Genomic DNA, 613 nt, shown 5'->3' with positions numbered 1-613 from the left:
CATTCTCCTTGTCAAAGGCCCGTAACAATGTTTCATACTCCGTGCCGATGCCTTGATAGGCGTTGCGTACCATTTCAGCCGTGACAAATGCCTCACGGTCGGAAAGCCGCTGGTAGTGCTTCGTTATCTGCGCCTTGATGTTGTCAAGCGCATAGTTCACCGTCACCGCCTCGCGGCTCTTGCCTTTCGCCCTGTTGCCTTTAGCATCCCACAAATCCTTGGAGATACGCTGCTTGCAACTGAACTGTGCGATAGTCCCGTTGATTGTAACCCGTCCCATGATGGGGACAATTCCATTCTTTTCCTTGCTTCCGTTTACATAGAAGACGGTCTTGAAAGTACTTCTCATAATCCTTGCTTTTTGTTTGGTGCAAAATTAGTTTATGGGAGTTGTAAAGGCAGAATGTAAACCTACGCAGAACGCAGAAATAGAGACCGTTAGTGTTAAATGTGCATCAGGTGTTGGGTAATGATTTGGAAGTGCATCTATTGCTGTAATCCGCCCAAATCCGTTTTTCCGCCCTTATGTCATTCCGTGCCACCCGAAGCCAAACCCTCTGACCGTCAGTGAGAATGCTCAAATTCGCTTTATTCTGCGTTTTATCCTATTATT

1 pseudogene is annotated in these 613 nt (G+C 46.8%); it reads right to left on the bottom strand.

Going from position 1 to position 613, the window contains the following annotated elements:
- Positions 1-349: pseudogene (locus tag QVO66_RS04440) on the bottom strand (Arm DNA-binding domain-containing protein); the annotation flags it as partial.
- Between the last annotated feature and the right edge of the window lie 264 nt (positions 350-613).

Origin of the sequence: Prevotella sp. CAG:255, assembly GCF_000431195.1 — a bacterium.
In the GTDB taxonomy this organism is placed as follows: domain Bacteria; phylum Bacteroidota; class Bacteroidia; order Bacteroidales; family Bacteroidaceae; genus Prevotella; species Prevotella rara.
Note: the sequence above shows the minus strand (reverse complement) of the source record. Positions and strands in the feature narration are given on the sequence as shown.